Annotated in this window: 16 protein-coding genes; 10 read left to right on the forward strand and 6 right to left on the reverse strand. The window is 64.8% G+C overall.

The annotated features are described in order from the left end of the window. Nucleotides 1–48: 48 nt before the first annotated feature. The 7 genes from gnd (at nucleotide 49) to MESCI2_RS0115480 (ending at nucleotide 6,853) form a co-directional block, all read left to right on the forward strand. Entirely contained in the window at nucleotides 49–1,062 is a 1,014-nt protein-coding gene (gene gnd / locus MESCI2_RS0115450; RefSeq protein WP_027037381.1) for a phosphogluconate dehydrogenase (NAD(+)-dependent, decarboxylating), read from the forward strand. 22 nt (nucleotides 1,063–1,084) lie between these two features. Then, nucleotides 1,085–2,461: a glucose-6-phosphate dehydrogenase gene (gene zwf, locus MESCI2_RS0115455; RefSeq protein ID WP_023811218.1), complete on the forward strand. Its 1,377-nt coding sequence runs from the start codon at nucleotides 1,085–1,087 to the stop codon at nucleotides 2,459–2,461. 12 nt (nucleotides 2,462–2,473) lie between these two features. Next, nucleotides 2,474–3,193, forward strand: coding sequence for an ROK family protein (locus tag MESCI2_RS0115460; protein ID WP_027037382.1), 720 nt, complete (start codon nucleotides 2,474–2,476; stop codon nucleotides 3,191–3,193). Nucleotides 3,194–3,408: 215 nt separating this feature from the next. Next, nucleotides 3,409–3,870, forward strand: coding sequence for a MucR family transcriptional regulator (locus MESCI2_RS0115465; RefSeq protein ID WP_027037383.1), 462 nt, complete (start codon nucleotides 3,409–3,411; stop codon nucleotides 3,868–3,870). Between the two features lie 121 nt (nucleotides 3,871–3,991). Next, entirely contained in the window at nucleotides 3,992–5,092 is a 1,101-nt protein-coding gene (locus MESCI2_RS0115470) for a pyridoxal phosphate-dependent aminotransferase (protein WP_027037384.1), read from the forward strand. 162 nt (nucleotides 5,093–5,254) lie between these two features. Further along, the gene (locus MESCI2_RS0115475; RefSeq protein ID WP_027037385.1) at nucleotides 5,255–6,493 is read left to right on the forward strand and encodes an MFS transporter; all 1,239 of its coding nucleotides are present in this window, start codon (nucleotides 5,255–5,257) and stop codon (nucleotides 6,491–6,493) included. 51 nt (nucleotides 6,494–6,544) lie between these two features. After that, nucleotides 6,545–6,853, forward strand: coding sequence for an NIPSNAP family protein (locus tag MESCI2_RS0115480; RefSeq protein ID WP_027037386.1), 309 nt, complete (start codon nucleotides 6,545–6,547; stop codon nucleotides 6,851–6,853). 103 nt (nucleotides 6,854–6,956) lie between these two features. Here MESCI2_RS0115480 and MESCI2_RS0115485 read toward each other — a convergent pair whose 3' ends face one another. The 6 genes from MESCI2_RS0115485 to hemC form a co-directional block, all read right to left on the reverse strand. Beyond that, complete coding sequence (locus MESCI2_RS0115485) at nucleotides 6,957–7,670, reverse strand: glutamine amidotransferase (RefSeq protein WP_027037387.1); 714 nt, start codon at nucleotides 7,668–7,670, stop codon at nucleotides 6,957–6,959. A 15-nt stretch (nucleotides 7,671–7,685) separates the two neighbouring features. Further along, the gene (locus MESCI2_RS0115490; RefSeq protein ID WP_023811225.1) at nucleotides 7,686–8,165 is read right to left on the reverse strand and encodes a TerB family tellurite resistance protein; all 480 of its coding nucleotides are present in this window, start codon (nucleotides 8,163–8,165) and stop codon (nucleotides 7,686–7,688) included. A 36-nt stretch (nucleotides 8,166–8,201) separates the two neighbouring features. After that, nucleotides 8,202–9,806 (reverse strand): heme biosynthesis protein HemY, encoded by a 1,605-nt coding sequence (locus tag MESCI2_RS0115495; protein ID WP_027037388.1) that lies wholly within the window; start codon nucleotides 9,804–9,806, stop codon nucleotides 8,202–8,204. Between the two features lie 10 nt (nucleotides 9,807–9,816). After that, nucleotides 9,817–11,313, reverse strand: a complete 1,497-nt coding sequence (locus MESCI2_RS0115500) for a COG4223 family protein (RefSeq protein ID WP_027037389.1) — start codon at nucleotides 11,311–11,313, stop codon at nucleotides 9,817–9,819. 110 nt (nucleotides 11,314–11,423) lie between these two features. After that, nucleotides 11,424–12,140: a uroporphyrinogen-III synthase gene (locus tag MESCI2_RS0115505; protein ID WP_027037390.1), complete on the reverse strand. Its 717-nt coding sequence runs from the start codon at nucleotides 12,138–12,140 to the stop codon at nucleotides 11,424–11,426. A gap of 1 nt (nucleotide 12,141) precedes the next feature. Then, the gene (hemC, locus tag MESCI2_RS0115510; protein WP_027037391.1) at nucleotides 12,142–13,068 is read right to left on the reverse strand and encodes a hydroxymethylbilane synthase; all 927 of its coding nucleotides are present in this window, start codon (nucleotides 13,066–13,068) and stop codon (nucleotides 12,142–12,144) included. Between the two features lie 101 nt (nucleotides 13,069–13,169). On the opposite strand from hemC, the gene tsaD reads away from it, so the two are divergent. Genes tsaD through MESCI2_RS0115525 form a run of 3 tightly spaced genes read left to right on the forward strand, consistent with a single transcriptional unit; the run spans nucleotide 13,170 to nucleotide 15,604 of the window. Then, a complete protein-coding gene (gene tsaD, locus MESCI2_RS0115515) occupies nucleotides 13,170–14,255 on the forward strand; it encodes a tRNA (adenosine(37)-N6)-threonylcarbamoyltransferase complex transferase subunit TsaD (RefSeq protein ID WP_197031555.1) in 1,086 nt (361 codons plus the stop codon). After that, nucleotides 14,252–15,274, forward strand: a complete 1,023-nt coding sequence (locus tag MESCI2_RS0115520; protein WP_050596563.1) for an NAD(P)H-dependent glycerol-3-phosphate dehydrogenase — start codon at nucleotides 14,252–14,254, stop codon at nucleotides 15,272–15,274. The genes tsaD and MESCI2_RS0115520 overlap by 4 nt, the downstream gene beginning before the upstream one ends. 33 nt (nucleotides 15,275–15,307) lie before the next feature. Next, nucleotides 15,308–15,604, forward strand: a complete 297-nt coding sequence (locus tag MESCI2_RS0115525) for a YciI-like protein (protein WP_027037394.1) — start codon at nucleotides 15,308–15,310, stop codon at nucleotides 15,602–15,604. Nucleotides 15,605–15,627 lie beyond the last annotated feature (23 nt).

A 15,627-nucleotide genomic window follows, 5' to 3' on the forward strand; every position in this document is an offset into this window, starting at 1 on the left:
CTTCCCTCGATAAACCCCATAAATCTCCTAGGAAACAGGGACGAAACCATGCAGATCGGAATGATGGGACTGGGCCGGATGGGCGCCAACATGGTCCGGCGCCTGATGCGCGACGGCCACGAATGCGTCGTCTACGACATCAACCCGGCCAGCGTCGCGGCCCTGGTGACCGACGGCGCGTCAGGGGCGGCCTCGCTGGAAGAATTCGTCGGCAAGCTGGCCAAGCCGCGCTGCGTGTGGCTGATGCTGCCGGCCGCGATCACCGGCAGGATCATCGACCAGGTGGCGGCCTTGATGGAGCCCGGCGACATCGTCATCGACGGCGGCAATTCCTATTACCACGACGCCGTCGACCAGGCGGCGAAACTGGCCGGCAAGGGTATCCATCTTGTCGATGTCGGCACCAGTGGCGGCGTCTGGGGCCTGGACCGTGGCTACTGCCTGATGATCGGCGGCCCCGACGTGGCGGTGCAGCACCTCGATTCGATCTTCGCCACGCTGGCGCCGGGCGCCGATGCCGGCTCCAATCCGCCTGGGGATGCCGGCACCGCGCCCTTCGGCTATCTGCATTGCGGACCGAGCGGCGCCGGCCACTTCGTCAAGATGGTGCACAACGGCATCGAATATGGCGTCATGGCCGCCTATGCCGAAGGCATGAACATCCTGAAGTCGGCCAATGCCGGCAAGCGGCAACGGACGGCGGACGCCGAGACCAGTCCGCTGGAAAACCCGCAATACTACCAGTTCGACATCGACCTTCCCCAGGTGGCCGAGGTCTGGCGGCATGGCAGCGTTATCGGCTCCTGGCTGCTCGACCTGACGGCCGGCGCCTTGAAAAGCGATCCGGGCCTGGTGAATTTCGGCGGCCGCGTCTCGGATTCCGGCGAAGGCCGCTGGACGCTGAAGGCGGCGATCGACACCGGCGTGCCGGCTCCGGTGCTGTCCTCGGCGCTGTTCGACCGCTTCTCCTCGCAGGGCGAATCCGAATTCGCCGACAAGCTGCTCTCCGCCATGCGCTATGCCTTTGGCGGCCATGTCGAGAAGCCGAAGGCCGGCAAGTGACGACAGCGGGGGAGACGCGCGCATGAGCCAGGAACGGTCCGACACGCTGGTGCTCTTCGGGGCAACCGGCGACCTTGCCCACAAGAAGATATTTCCAGCCCTTTACCAGATGGTCGCCAAGGGCACGCTTACCGAACCGGTGATCGGCGTCGCCTTCGATGCCTGGGACCTCAAGCAATTGCAGGCGCGCGCCCGCGACGGCATCGTCAATGCGCTCGGCAAGATCGACGAAAAGGCGTTCGCCAAATTTGCCTCGCTGCTGCGCTATGTCAGCGGCGACTACCGCGACGGAGCGACGTTCGAGAAACTGAAGAGCGCGCTCGGCACCGCACAGCGGCCGCTGCACTACATGGCGGTGCCGCCGACCATGTTCGAGACCGTCGTCCAGGGGCTGGAGCAATCAGGCACCGCGCATGGCGCGCGGCTGATGGTGGAAAAACCCTTCGGCCACGACCTGCAATCGGCGCGCTGGCTGAACCGCGTCCTGCATCTGGTGTTCGACGAACAGTCGATCTTCCGTATCGACCATTATCTGGGCAAGGAAGCGATCCAGAACCTGCTTTATTTCCGCTTCGCCAATTCCTTCCTGGAGCCGATCTGGAACCGCAACTACGTCGAGAGCGTGCAGATCACCATGGCCGAGGATTTCGGCGTCGAGGGACGTGGCCGCTTCTATGACGATGTCGGCTGCATCAGGGACGTCATCGAGAACCATCTGCTCAACATCCTGTTGCTGCTTGCCATGGAGCCGCCTGTCGGCCGCTCCGCCGATGATCTGATCGATGAGAAGGTGCAGGTGCTGCGCGCGATCAGGACGCTGACCAAAGACGATGTCGTGCGCGGCCAGTTCACCGGCTATCTCGCCGAACCGGGCGTGGCGCCGAACTCGCCGGTCGAGACCTTCGCGGCGGTGCGTTTCTTCGTCGACACCTGGCGCTGGCAGGACGTGCCGTTCTTCATCCGCGCCGGCAAGAACATGCCGGTGCATGTCACCGAAGTGGTGGTGCGGCTGAAGCGGCCGCCGCTCGATGTCTTCGACCCGATCAAGCCCGCCGACCAGAACTACGTCCGCTTCCGCATCGATCCGCAGGTGGTGATCGCCATCGGCGCACAGCGCAAGGCGCCGGGCGACGACATGATCGGCGAGCAGGTCGAACTGACGGCGCTCGACGACAGCAAAAGCGACATGCCGCCCTACGAGCGGTTGATCGGTGATGCCATGAACGGCAACGGTCAGCTGTTCACCCGCCAGGACGCCAGCGAACTGGCCTGGCGCATCGTCGGCCCGGTGCTTGGCGACACCACGCCGCCGCACCTCTACGAGCCGCTCACATGGGGACCCGCGGACGTCATGGCCGGGTTCGGACCGCCCAATGGCTGGATCGATCCGGTGAAGTGAGAGGACCACACGATGGCCAAGGCAGTGAAGCAACCGGCATCGGGCACCGAGACGCCGGATACTGAAAAGATCGTGCTCACGATCGACATCGGCGGCTCGCACGTCAAGATCCTCACCAGCGCCGGCGGCGCGGAGCGCCGCGCCGATTCGGGGCCGGGCCTGACGCCGCAGCAGATGATCGATACGGTCAACAAGCTCGCCGAAGGCCTGTCCTACGACGTCGTCTCGATGGGCTATCCCGGGCCGGTCAACCACAACAGGCCGCTCGCCGACCCCGCCAATCTCGGCAAGGGCTGGGCTGGATTCGACTTCGCGGCTGCGTTCGGCAAACCGGTGAAAGTGGTCAATGACGCGCTGATGCAGGCCATCGGCAGCTACGAGGGCGGGCGCATGCTGTTCCTCGGGCTCGGCACCGGTCTCGGTGCGGCGATGATTGCCGACAACGTCGCCCAACCGATGGAACTCGCGCATCTGCCCTACAGGAAGGGCAGAAGTTTCGAGGATTATGTCGGCGAACGCGGCCTGGAAAAGCGCGGCAAGAAGAAATGGCGCAAATACGTCTTCGACGTCGTCGACCGGCTCCGTGCCGCCATGCAGCCGGACTATGTCGTGATTGGCGGCGGCAACGTCGACAAGCTCGATGAATTGCCCGCCGACTCCAGGCGCGGCGACAACACACGCGCCTTCGAAGGCGGGTTTCGTTTGTGGCGCGACAAGGCGCTGATAGTCTGATACTGTTATTGTTTAATATAGTTGTTCAAAATAACGTGTGATCTGCCATCAAGTCGTTGCAATACGCAGATTTGCCGACTAGGAATTCCGCGCTACAACAACGTCATTCGTTCCGTGGACGCACGAAGGACGCCATAGCATTTTGATTTCGCGCATGATCCTTTCCGGAAGTCGAATCCGATTTTCAGGTCATTCGCTGTAGACGGAGAAATAGAGTGACCGACGATAGCAACAGTGCCCGTAAAGACATCGATCTGCTCGAACTGACCGCCCACATCGTGTCCGCTTACGTCGAGAAGAACCGCCTGCCCGTCTCCGGCCTGGCCGACCTCATCGCAAGCGTCAGCGCCTCGATAAGCGGGCTCGGCAAGCCTGCGGTCCCGGTGGCTGCCCCGCTGGTCCCGGCGGTCAATCCCAAGAAGTCGGTGACGCCCGATTTCATCATCTGCCTCGAGGACGGCAAGAAGTTCAAATCGCTGAAGCGTCACCTGGGCGTGCATTTCGGCCTGACGCCGGACGCCTATCGCGCCAAATGGGGCTTGCCGTCGGACTATCCGATGGTCGCCCCCAACTACGCGGCCTCGCGTTCGCTGCTGGCGAAGTCGATCGGCCTCGGCCGCAAGGCTGCCCCCGTGAAGGCACCCGCCAAGGGCAGGAAGGCCAAGGCCTCGGCCTGAACGTTCAGTCCTGAGCCAACAGTTAGGACGACTGGAACAGAAGCCTGCCGGCGAATCCGCCTTGGCAGGCTTCATGTTTTTGTGGCTTGGATGGACCGGGCAAGGTCTTTGGGGGGAAGCCATGAACTACACCAGGATGGTGATCGAGAAAGAGGCGCCGGAAGAATACGGCTACGACCGTATCCGCTACAATCTTTCGGAGAGTTCGATCGCCGACCAGAAGCTCTCCGACATCGGCCTGTCGCTGCCTGATCTCACGCTTTTCTATGGCGAGCATCGCGGCGACAAGCAATTGCGTGCACTGATATCGGCGCAGGATGCCGGCATTTCGCCGGATGATGTCCTGGTCACCGCCGGAGCCGCGGGCGCGCTGTTCATCATCTCGACCTCGCTCTTGTCGGCCAATGACCATCTCGTCGTCATCAGGCCCAACTACGCCACCAACATCGAAACCCCAAGGGCGATCGGCTGCGCCATCAGCTTTGTCGACCTGGCCTTCGAGGAAGGCTTCGCCATCGATGTCGAACGCGTCAAGGCGGCGCTGCGGCCGGACACGAAGCTGATCAGCGTCACCTGCCCGCACAACCCGACCGGCACGATGATGAGCCGAGCCGAGCTCGATGCCCTGGTGGCGCTTGCCGAAAGCAACAACTGCCATCTGCTCGTCGACGAAACCTATCGCGACCTCTCCTACGGCCGGCGCCTGCCGACGGCTGCCTCGCTGAGCCCGAAGGCGATCAGCGTCTCGTCATTGTCCAAGGCCTTCGGCATTCCCGGCATCCGCATCGGCTGGCTGATCACCAGGGACGCTGGGCTTCAGGAGAAATTCCTCGCCGCCAAGGAGCAGATCGGCATTTGCGGCAGCGTCATAGACGAAGGCATTGCGCGGGGCATGCTCGAACGCCGGGACGCCTTCCTGGCGACGCTGCTGCCCGAAATGGCGGGGCGTCGCGACATTGTCCAGGCCTGGATCGACCGCGAACCACTGGTCGACTGGGTGCCGCCCGAAGGCGGCGTCGTAGGCTTCCCGCGCCTCAATGTCGAACCCGGCTTCGACCTCGACCGGTTCTATACGGACCTGCTGGAAAACCATGGCACCTATGTCGGACCCGGCCACTGGTTCGAGATGGAGAAGCGCTTCTTCCGCGTCGGCTTCGGCTGGCCGACGGAAGCCGAATTGCGCGGCGGCCTCGACGCCATCTCCGCTGCGCTGCGGCAGTAACTACCGCGTGCCGGCGATGGAACGGGCTGAAAATTCCTTGATCCAGCACTGATTTTGACGCATATCCGCTGCGAACTGAGCTAAAAGTTCCGCCAGCCGGACCAGCGCCCATCGTGGAAGTGCCCCGCCAGCTGACGTCACTGCAACGGGGCCTCTTAAATCATGACAGCAGAACAGATATCGCCGGACCAGCGCTATGCCGCGTTCCGCCATCGCTCCTTCCTGAGCTATTGGGCGGCGCGTTTCCTCACCACATTCGCCACCATGATCGTGTCTGTCGCGGTCGGCTGGCAGATCTATGATTTGACGCGTGATCCCTTCGATCTCGGCATTGTCGGCATCGTCCAGTTCCTGCCGTCGCTGCTCCTGGTGCTGGTCACCGGCGTCGTCGCCGATCGCTTCGGCCGCCGGCTGATCATGGCACTGGCGACGGTAGTCGAGGCCGGCTGTGCCCTTGTTCTCCTGTACTTCACGCTGCGTGGCCTCGTCAGCCCGCTGCCAATCTTCGTTGTGCTGGCGCTGTTCGGCATGGCGCGCGCCTTTTACGGACCGGCCTCGTCGTCGCTATTCGCGAATCTGGTACCGCCGGAGGATTTCGGCAACGCGATTGCCTGGAACTCATCCGCCTGGCAGACGGCGACTATCGTCGGCCCGGTTGCCGGCGGCCTTCTCTACGGAGTCTCGGCCGAGATCGCATATGCCGTCGCCGCTGTGTTGATGCTTGTGGCCGGCCTGCTGATCTTCACCATCCCCAAGCCCGCGCAGCAGGGCACCACCGACAAGCCGACGATGGAAACGCTGTTTGCCGGCTTTCGCTACATCTGGAGCGAGAAGATCGTGCTCGGCGCCATCTCACTCGACCTCTTTGCCGTGCTCCTCTCCGGCGCGTCGGCGCTGCTGCCGGTCTATGCCCGCGACATTCTGGAACTCGGCCCATGGGGCCTCGGCCTGCTGCGCTCGGCGCCCGGCATCGGTGCCATCTGCGTCGCGGTCTGGCTTGCCGGCCACCCGCTGCGGGACAATGCCGGCAAGATCATGCTCGGTTTCGTCGCCGCGTTTGGCGCCTTCACGGTGCTGTTCGGTCTGTCGACCATCACCTGGCTGTCGATCGTCGCCCTCGCTGGCCTCGGCGCCACCGACATGTTCAGCGTCTACATCAGGGAAACGCTGATCCAGCTGTGGACGCCCGACGAGGTGCGCGGCCGCGTCAACGCCGTCAACCAGGTCTTTGTCGGCGCCTCCAACGAGGTCGGCGAATTCCGCGCCGGCACGATGGCCGCGCTGATCGGCACGGTGCCGGCCGTGGTGATCGGCGGCATCGGCGCGATCGCCGTTGCCGGACTGTGGGCTTACCTCTTCCCGCAATTGCGAAAAGTTCGCCACCTCAACGGGCGAAACTGATCTTCCCACGGTTGACAGCCGACATGCCTCGCCCATGCCACAGGAGCTCTCATGATCACTTGCTACCTGAAATATGTCATTGACCCCTACAAGCTTGCCGAATTCGAAGACTATGGCCGTCGCTGGATAGCTCTGGTCAATCGCCTCGGCGGAAACCATCACGGCTATTTCCTTCCGAGCGAGGGGGCGAGCAATATCGCTTTTGCCATGTTCAGCTTCCCGAGCCTCGCCGACTACGAGGTCTATCGTAAGCGTATGGCTGCCGACCCTGAATGCCAGGAAGTGTTTGAAATGGAAAAACGCAATCGCAGCATTCTCAGCTACGAGCGCAGCTTCCTGCGGCCGGTGCTCGAACCTTGATGCATGTCGCCTAGAAGTGGCCCCGGTTTTGGGAGACCGACATGCATAAAGACAAAGACCTAAAGCGCGGCGCCTGAATCCGTTCAAACGCGACGCGCTTTAGCTATCTGCTCGGCTTGCCGAAAATCATCCGCAGGAACTCGTCCAGCCAGCGCTTGAGATGCATGTCCCAGATCAGCCTGCCGCCGAGATGATCGCGGCCGGGCTGGGCACCGGGCAATTCGAAGCGATGCGCGCCGCGCACCACCCAGCGCTGCATCATCACCCTGGTCAGTTCGCCATGGAACTGGATGCCCCAGGCATTGTCGCCGTAACGGAAGGCTTGGTTGGGATAGGTTTCGGCCGTGGCCAGCAGCGTCGCGTCCCTGGGCAGCGAAAAACCCTCGCGGTGGAACTGGTAGACCATTTCCGGCCAGTGCATCAGTTGCTTGCCGGCTTCGGTCGCTTTCAGCGGATACCAGCCAACCTCGACCAGCCCTTCACCGTGACCCTCGACCTTGCCGCCGAGACAGTTGACCAGCATCTGCGCGCCGAGACAGATGCCGAGACATGGCCGGTTCTCCCTCAGCGGTATTTCCAGCCAGTTGGTTTCGCGGCGAACGAACTCGTCCTCGTCATTGGCGCTCATCGGGCCGCCGAACACCACCGTGCCGGCGTGGTCGTCCAGTGTTTCGGGCAAGGCGTCGCCAAGCGGCGGCCGGCGGATATCGAGGTCGAACCCTTCTTCCAGCAACATGTGGCCGACACGCCCCGGGCTCGAACTCTCCTGATGCAGCACGATCAGTATCTTTGGCTTCGAACTCGTTTGGCGCGGCATGGGAAGGCGAAGATCCTATTCGTCGCTCGATGTTCCGGTGGCGCCGGGCGCGTGCGCCGCTGCCTTGCGGCGCGCCTCGACGCGATCATGGCGTTCGACGCCGATCAGCTCGGCGACGCGCCAGACGGTGTTGTCCTCGAGCTCGTGCAACTCGCCGTCAGCATAGACGATTTCCCACATCAGGCCGATGAAGGCCTTGCGCGCATCGGCATCGAGATGGCGCTTCAGGACGCTGGTGAAGGCATAGAGATCGATCGCCTCATTGTCGGCCCGCTCGCCGGCGGCGGCGAGCGCTTCAAGTTCGGCGCCACTGATCGAATAGCTCTCCGCCAGCACCGCCTTGAACCGCTCCCACTCGACATCCTGGCGCACGCCATCGGCATTCATCACATGGTAGAGCAGCGCCGAGGCGGCGATGCGCGGATCGTCCGTACTGGCACGCGTGCCGGCGCCGGCCGGCAAATCCCTGAGAAACGACAGAACGCGTTCAAACATAGGTCCATACCCCAACGGCCTGACGGCCTGCCCAACTCAAAACAACCGAAACCGGCGCGGCGATTTCTCCGCTTCCTCGTCCGGATCGACGCCCGGATCGTCCGGCAACCGCGCAAGCTCCTCGGCCGGCTCGACGCCCTCGGCATCGCTCGGCACCGCGGCGAAGGCCGCTGCCGTGATCGGCCTGACATGATCTTCTTCGCGACTTTCAGCTTGCTTGCCCGCCGACGTCTCGCCACCGGCGTCATCGATCACCCCGGCCGGCCTTTTTTCGCTCGTCGGCTTTGGCAATGCTTCGATGACCGGCGCCGCACTGGCTGGCATGTCATCATGGCTGTCGATCAACTGGCCAAGACGCTCCATCGGCGCACGCCACTCGAAGGCGTCGAGCCGGCCGGTGATCGGCGACACTGGCGCCCAGCGTTCCGACACCACGCCGTCTGCGACCCAGGCCGGATCGCGCGGCGCCCGCACCGCCCTGGACAAAAGCTGCCGCACCTTGCCCTGATCGCCGGTTTCGGCCTCCTCGATGTCTGCGAGCAGCAGATAGGCGCCCTCGCGGCGGTCCATCCGGATCGCCGCCTCGGCCTCCCGGCGGGCGGTCGGGAAATCCTGCGCGTCGAGCGCGGCGCGCGCCACCGTCATCGACGATTCGGCGTGGTTCTTCTTCATTTCCTGCAGCTTCTTCGCCCGGTTGAGGCGGTCGAGCACGGCGTCGCCCGGCCTTGCATGGGTATAGAGCTCGGCGACCTCCGGATGCGGCTCGGCCTTCCAGGCCGCCTCGAGTATCTTCGAGCCCTTGCGCACATCGTTCTGCTTGAACAATGCGGCCGCGGCGGCAACGGCGGCGGGGGCGAAGTCGGGCCTAAGCTTGTTGGCCTCGATCGCCGCCGTCCTGGCGGCGGCGGGATCGCTGTCGGCAAGCGCCTGCGCCTTGGCGGTCAACAGCACGGCGCGGCGGCGGTTGGCGGCATCGCGTTCGATCTGCCGTGTCGATTTCTGCGCGTCGACCAGTTTCAGGGCGCCGTCCCAGTCGCCGCGCGCGGTCAGCTCTTCCAGCGTCGATTCCGCCGCCCAGGCCAGCTGCGGCGCCATCACCGCGGCACGGCCGGCATAATGCCTGGCGGCGTTGCGGTCGCCGAGCCGTTCGGCTTCCAGATAAAGCCCGCGCAAACCCAGCAGCCGCATCTCGGGATCGTCGAGCATGCTCTCGAACTTCTGCCGTGCGCCTTCATGATCGCCTTCGAGCAGCGACGCCTGCGCTTCCAGCAGGTGGATCAGCGGCTCCTGGTCGGAACGGATCAGCTTGGCGGCTTCCTTGGTCTTCTTGCGGGCCAGCGCGCCATCACCGGCGCCGGCGGCAATCATTCCGGTCGACAGCGCCTGATAGCCACGGTCGCGGCGGCGGACACGGAAATAGCGCGAGATGGTGTAGGGGCTGTTCCACAGCGACTTGAGCAGCCACCACAGGATCATCACTGCGGCGACCACGGCAACGACGGCCACCGCCGCCACCATCAGGCTGACCTGGTATTGATAGCCGTTGAAAGTGACGACCATGTCGCCCGGCCGGTCGGCCAGCCAGGCAAAGCCCAGCCCGAGCGCGAAAACGACGATGAGGAAGGCGAGCAGGCGGATCATTGTGTTGCCCTCATGCCTTCATCGCGCCCGAGATCAGCGCATCAACCTGGGTTTCGACCTCGATGCGTGACTTCAGTTTCCCGGCAAAGTCGGCACCAGCGGCCTTGGCGGCCTCGGGCAGCGTTTCATACTCGCTGAGTGCCTTGGCGTAGTCGCCCTGGTTGACCGCCGCCTCCATGCGCGCGACGGTTTCCGGTGCGCCGGCGCCTTCGACGGCGCCGATCGGCCTGACCTTGACCAGCGATTCGGCGCTCGACAGAAGGCTCTGAACGAAGCCGGCATTCTCATCGACAGGCGTCGCGGCTGTGATCATGGCATTGGCGGCGGCATCAGCCTGCGATGTGATCTCGGCGCGGGTTGGAACGCCCTTCTCAGCATAGGGGCGCAGTGCCGCAAGCTGCGGCGCATCGGGCGAAATCGCTGCGAGGGTTTCGAGTTCGGCCGAAAACGGCCCGCCACGCTCCAGCGCCGCCTTCAAGGCCGACGCCGCGATGGCAAGCGCGATCTTCGGCTGCCCCGCCGCCGCCTCGACCTTGCCGGACAGCTGCGACACGGACTGCTCCAGCGCCGTCAGCCGGCCCTCCTGCGCGGTCGTAGCCTCGCCGGCCGACTTCACCAGCGCGTCGAGGCCTGCCAGTTTCTCGTTAAGCGGACCGAGATCGACCGGTGCCGAGCTGCCGGCCTTGCCGAGCGCGGCGACCGCCGTCTCGATCTGCGCGACCTTGTCGCCCAGTGCGGCGACCCCGGCCGCGTCGCCTGCTCCACCTTTCTCGACAGCCGATTTCAGCGCCGCCACATCGGCCTTGACCTGTTCAAGGCCCGAGGACAGGCCGACCATCTTCGCCGCTCCATCGCCGTTGCCGCCGGCGTCCTTCAAACCGGCGATTTCGGTCTTCAGCGAGGCGATGTCACCGTTGACACTGTCGAGCGAGACGCCGGCACCGGAACCCGGCGCGCCGAGCAGGCCGGCAAATTGCAGCCCGCCGGCGCCGACCAGCGCGATGACGCCGCCGATGATGCCTGCGGCGATGCCGTTGAGGCCGCCACGCTTTTCAGGGGCTGGCGCCATTTTCTCGTCCCGTGTCTCGGTTTTTGCCTTGTTGCCGTCGGTCTGCGTGCGCTTCGCCGATGCGTCGTCGAAACTGTAGTCGAAGGTTTTGGTTTTTCCGGCCGGCTCGTCGGACGATCCGGGCTCGTCGGACGATCCGGGATAGGGGAGTTCAGCCTCGCTGCCGGTCTTTGTTGCTGCTGCCTGTGGCTGCTCCGGTTCGGCCCGTGCATCGGCATGCTCCCAGGGCTCGAGATCGGTCTGGTCGGCATGAACCGGCTCTTCGGGAATCTCGGGCTGCGAAGCGTTCGCTGCTTCCTCGGCCTTCGCCTCGTCTGTCTGAGCCTCCTGCGTGGCGGCGTCCTCGTCGGCGATGCGTGAGACGGCGCCCGGCTCGAGATCGATGGTCACCGGCTCGCGGCGGCTTTTCGAGTGTCGCATCTTCGGCGTCTTGACCATGCCTGGGCTCCGCACAATTCGCTTCGTCTCAACGCCTGGCGGCGCATGATGGTTCAGAAAGGGTCTAGCACATCACCAAGCGGTGAAAAGGGGCGGTGTGATGACGCGGCTCAGCGCGGCGCCTGCAAAAGCGCCAGCAGTGCCTCCTCGTCAGGCTGCGCGGCAATGCGGATTCTTTCGCTGGCGGCATCGTCGAACGCTGCGGCGATGCGCGTGGAAAGCGCAAAAACCCATGTTTTTTCGAAGAGAACGCGCAGAGCGGGCCGTTTTGCCAAGGTCTGCATCGCCGAGGCCGCCTTGGCTGAGTAGAGCAATATCGCGTCGGCAGGTTGCCCTGACAGGCGTTCGAGGATGACTTCGTCCGAATACCCCACTGCCAGCGTGTCATAGGTCTCGACCGCATGGACCCGAACGCCCGCTGTCTTGAGCCTCTGTTCGAACGCCGGAAAACGCACGCGCCCGCAGAGATAGACAATCGTCTTTCCAGAAAAATCGGCAGCGAGACTGTCGGCCAGCGCCGCCGCATCGCCCGCGCCTTCACGGACCGAAAAAAAACCCGCTTGACGCGCCGCTTGCGCCGTCCTTTTGCCGACCGCATGACAAGGCAAGGCGGCAAGCGTCGCGATGACTTCTTCCGGCGCATGGCGCATGGCATTGGCGCTTGTGACGGCCACCGCGACGGCATCGTCAGGGATGAGTGCGGCGGCGACAGGCAACGCCTTTGTTTCGGTCAGGGGCAAAAGAACCGGCTGAAAACCCGTCTCCTCAAGCCGATGCGCAGTGCGCGAAGCACCCGGTTCCGGCCTGGTCACCAGGACGCGAAGCATTTCAGAGCCAGCCGTCGAAGAACTTTTCGCCGGCCTTGGCGCGCACGCTCCGGGCCGCTTCACCGCCGATGCGGGCGGCGTCTTGCGCCGGTCCCTGCAGCTCGACCGTGTGCGACTGCGTGCCGTCGGGCGAGATGATCAGCCCGGCAAAAGACAGTTTTCCGGCCTCGATCGTCCCATAGCCGGCGATCGGCGTGCGGCAGGAGCCATCGAGCGCCGCCAGGAAGGCACGCTCGCAGGCCAGCGCCTGGCCGGTCGGCACATCATGGACGGCTGCCAGCATCTTTTCGACATCGCGGTCGCCGATACGGGTTTCGATGCCGATCGCGCCTTGCCCCGGAGCCGGCGGGAAGACATCGAGCGGTATCAGATCGGTGACGACATGCTCGAGCCCCAGCCGCTTCAGCCCGGCATAGGCCAGGATCGTGCCGGCGGCGACGCCTTCGTCGAGCTTGCGCAGCCGCGTCTGCACATTGCCGCGGAACATCACCACGTCGAGATCCGGCCGCATCCGGCGGATCAGCGCTTGCCGCCGCAGCGACGACGAGCCGACTTTCGCCCCGCGCGGCAGTTCGGCGATCGTCTTCGCCGCCTTGCCGACAAAGGCGTCGCGTGCATCCTCGCGCGGCAGGAAGGCCGAGAGTTCGAGACCATCGGGCAGTTGCGTCGGCATGTCCTTCGACGAATGCACGGCGATGTCGATCCGGCCCGCCAGCAGCGCCTCCTCGATCTCCTTGGTGAACAGGCCCTTGCCGCCGGCTTCCGACAGCGGCCGGTCCTGGATCCGGTCGCCGCTGGTCGAAATGACGACGACCTCGAACGCTTCTGCCGGCATGTCATGCGCCGCCATCAGCCGCGCCTGCGTTTCATGCGCCTGTGCCAGCGCCAGCGGGCTGCCGCGTGTTCCGATTCTCAAGATTGTTTGCATGGCGCGCAGTCCGTGATAACCCCCCGGCAAGCGAGGCTTTTCCGGGGTTCTCCTAACGGGGAAAGCCCCATGATACAATCTTTAGGGACAGCGACGAATTGATCCGCGTGCTGGGCATAGAGACGAGTTGTGACGAGACCGCCGCCAGCGTGGTGGCCATCGACGGCGACGCCGCGCCAAAAATCCTGTCCAACATCGTGCTCAGCCAGATCGAGGAGCATGCCGCGTTCGGCGGTGTCGTGCCGGAAATCGCCGCGCGCGCCCATGTCGAGGCGCTGGACGGCATCATCGAGGCGGCGCTTGCCGATTCGGGCACAGCACTCGCCGATATCGACGCGATTGCCGCCACCGCCGGCCCCGGCCTTGTCGGCGGGCTGATCGTCGGGCTGATGACCGCCAAGGCAATCGCCGCGGCGGCGAACAAACCGCTGATCGCCATCAATCACCTCGAAGGCCATGCGCTGACCGCAAGGCTGACCGACGGGCTCGACTTTCCCTATCTCTTGCTGCTGGTCTCCGGCGGCCATACGCAAATCGTCGCCGTGCGGGGAGTCGGCGATTACCAGCGCTGGGCAACGACCATCGACGACGCGCTCGGCGAAGCCTTCGACAAGACGGCCAAGATGCTCGGCCTGCCCTATCCCGGCGGACCGAATGTCGAAAAGGCGGCACAGGCCGGCAATGCCTCGCGCTTTGCCTTTCCGCGTCCGATGAAGGGCTCGGCCCAGCCCGACTTCTCCTTCTCCGGCCTAAAGACCGCCGTGCGCCAGGCGGCGAGCGCCATTGCGCCGCTGAGCGACCAGGACGTCGCCGACGTCTGTGCCTCCTTCCAGGCGGCGGTCGCCGATGCGCTGGCCGACCGCGTTTCTCGCGCGCTGTCGCGCTTTCGCAAGACATTTCCCGGCACGAAAGACCCGGCCCTCGTCGTTGCCGGTGGTGTCGCCGCCAACCGCGCGATCAAGACCATGCTGGAGCGGCTCTGTGCCGAGACCGGCTTCACCTTCATTGCACCACCGCTGAAGCTTTGCACCGACAATGCGGCGATGATCGCCTGGGCCGGCATCGAGCGGCTGCGCGCCGGCATGGCGCAGGAGAACGGCTTCGATTTCGTGCCGCGCTCGCGCTGGCCGCTGGATAGCATATCGGCGCCGATGGTCGGCTCCGGCCGGCGCGGAGCCAAGGCATGAACGAGCGGGCAATGAACGGCAACGACACCGCGCCAACCGGCTGGCGCGTTGCCGTGCTCGGCGGCGGGGCCTGGGGCACTGCCTTGGCTTTGGCCATGCTGCGCGCCGGGCATTTCGTCCGCCTTTACGCGCGCGACCCGGAGACCGTGGCCGCGATCGACCGCGGCGAAAATCCACGCTATCTGCCGGGCATTACGCTCCAGCCCGGCATCGTGGCGACGAGCAACATCCAGGCCGCGCTCGACGGTGCCGATTGCGTGCTGGCGGTGACGCCGGCGCAGTCGCTGCGGACTACGCTGGCGGCAGCGAAGGACCATATGCCGGCCGGTATCCCGCTGGTTCTGTGTGCCAAGGGCATCGAAAGCGAGACCGGCGCCTTGCTGTCGGCGATCGTCGAAGAAATCCTGCCGCTCAATCCGGTTGCCGCTCTGTCGGGTCCGAGCTTCGCCACCGACGTCGCCCGCGGCCTGCCGACGGCCGTTGTGGTCGCCGCCCGCGACGAGGCATTGGCCGCCGATCTCGCCGCCCGCTTTTCCGCTGAAAACCTGCGCTGCTATTCGAACGACGACCTGATCGGCGTCGAGATCGGCGGCGCCTTGAAGAACGTCTTCGCCATTGCCGCAGGTGCTGTCACTGGCGCGGGTCTCGGCGCCAGCGCCCAGGCCGCCATGGTGACGCGCGGCTTTGTCGAATTGCGCCGCATCGGCGCCGCCTTCGGCGCCAGGCCCGAAACGCTGATGGGGCTTTCCGGCCTTGGCGACCTGCTGCTGACCTGCTCGTCCACCCAGTCGCGCAATTTCGCCTATGGGTTGGCGCTCGGGCAAGGCAAGCCGCTTGCCGGATTGCCGCTCGCCGAAGGCGTGCCGACGGCGGCGATCGCTGCCCGCATCGCCACCGAGCGCAACATCGACGCGCCGATCATTGCCGCCGTCGCCGCCATACTGGAGGGTGCCATCACCGTCCGGCAGGCTGTGACGGCCTTGATGACCCGGCCGCTGAAGACCGAAACCAACGATTGATCCCCACGACTTTGAACGATCAGGAGAAAAAAGATGCTGTTTGCTGTGATTTGCAAGGACAAGCCCGGAAGCCTGCAGGTGCGCCTCGACACGCGGCCCGAGCATATCGCCTTTCTCGAAGGGTTGAACGGCGACAAGAAGCTGGCATTCGCCGGTCCGTTCCTTGACACCGAAGGCAAGCCCAATGGCAGCCTCGTGGTCGTCGAAGCGCCCGACCTGGCAGGTGCGCAGGCTCTGTCGGCGGCCGACCCCTACGCCAAGGCCGGGCTGTTCGAAAGCGTCGAAATCCGCCCGTGGAACTGGACGTTCAACAAGCCGGCGGCTAGTTAAATCCCGGTCGCCCGCGCGACTCC

Origin of the sequence: Mesorhizobium ciceri WSM4083 (assembly GCF_000519305.1) — a bacterium.
GTDB classification, from domain to species: Bacteria; Pseudomonadota; Alphaproteobacteria; order Rhizobiales; family Rhizobiaceae; genus Mesorhizobium; species Mesorhizobium ciceri_B.

Excerpts from the sequence above, each read along its gene's own strand:
- gnd (WP_027037381.1), top strand. The coding sequence starts at position 49 with ATGCAGATCGGAATGATGGGACTGGGCCGGATGGGCGCCAACATGGTC.
- zwf (WP_023811218.1), top strand. The coding sequence starts at position 1,085 with ATGAGCCAGGAACGGTCCGACACGCTGGTGCTCTTCGGGGCAACCGGC.
- MESCI2_RS0115460 (WP_027037382.1), top strand. The coding sequence starts at position 2,474 with ATGGCCAAGGCAGTGAAGCAACCGGCATCGGGCACCGAGACGCCGGAT.
- MESCI2_RS0115470 (WP_027037384.1), top strand. The coding sequence starts at position 3,992 with ATGAACTACACCAGGATGGTGATCGAGAAAGAGGCGCCGGAAGAATAC.
- MESCI2_RS0115475 (WP_027037385.1), top strand. The coding sequence starts at position 5,255 with ATGACAGCAGAACAGATATCGCCGGACCAGCGCTATGCCGCGTTCCGC.
- MESCI2_RS0115480 (WP_027037386.1), top strand. The coding sequence starts at position 6,545 with ATGATCACTTGCTACCTGAAATATGTCATTGACCCCTACAAGCTTGCC.
- MESCI2_RS0115485 (WP_027037387.1), bottom strand. The coding sequence starts at position 7,670 with ATGCCGCGCCAAACGAGTTCGAAGCCAAAGATACTGATCGTGCTGCAT.
- MESCI2_RS0115490 (WP_023811225.1), bottom strand. The coding sequence starts at position 8,165 with ATGTTTGAACGCGTTCTGTCGTTTCTCAGGGATTTGCCGGCCGGCGCC.
- MESCI2_RS0115495 (WP_027037388.1), bottom strand. The coding sequence starts at position 9,806 with ATGATCCGCCTGCTCGCCTTCCTCATCGTCGTTTTCGCGCTCGGGCTG.
- MESCI2_RS0115500 (WP_027037389.1), bottom strand. The coding sequence starts at position 11,313 with ATGGTCAAGACGCCGAAGATGCGACACTCGAAAAGCCGCCGCGAGCCG.
- MESCI2_RS0115505 (WP_027037390.1), bottom strand. The coding sequence starts at position 12,140 with ATGCTTCGCGTCCTGGTGACCAGGCCGGAACCGGGTGCTTCGCGCACT.
- hemC (WP_027037391.1), bottom strand. The coding sequence starts at position 13,068 with ATGCAAACAATCTTGAGAATCGGAACACGCGGCAGCCCGCTGGCGCTG.
- MESCI2_RS0115520 (WP_050596563.1), top strand. The coding sequence starts at position 14,252 with ATGAACGAGCGGGCAATGAACGGCAACGACACCGCGCCAACCGGCTGG.
- MESCI2_RS0115525 (WP_027037394.1), top strand. The coding sequence starts at position 15,308 with ATGCTGTTTGCTGTGATTTGCAAGGACAAGCCCGGAAGCCTGCAGGTG.